The organism is Bradyrhizobium sp. KZN70725 (assembly GCF_055264925.1).
This window is the reverse complement of record NZ_JBUYWT010000245.1, coordinates 1-216: the sequence shown is the minus strand read 5'-3', so window position 1 is coordinate 216 and position 216 is coordinate 1. Positions and strand designations below refer to the sequence as shown.

Genomic DNA, 216 nt, shown 5'->3' with positions numbered 1-216 from the left:
GCAGGATGCCGCGATAACCATTGAGATGGCGGACCGCGCATTCGCCGGAGCGGCTGTCTTCGAAGCGATAAGCCACCATCGGGGGACCGCTGCGGCCAAAGGTTCGGTCATCCCGGGCATAGGCCCATAAGTAGGCCGTCTTTGTCGATCCGAAGCCCGGAGCGAGCGTCGGCAAAGTGGTTTCGTCGGCAAAGACCCGTTCGGCCTTCTTGACCT

1 protein-coding gene is annotated in these 216 nt (G+C 62.0%); it reads right to left on the bottom strand.

Annotated features, from left to right (window positions below; translation table 11 throughout):
• Positions 1-216: IS66 family transposase (locus ACZBJS_RS42915; protein WP_463440383.1), on the bottom strand; the 216-nt coding region annotated here is incomplete at both ends.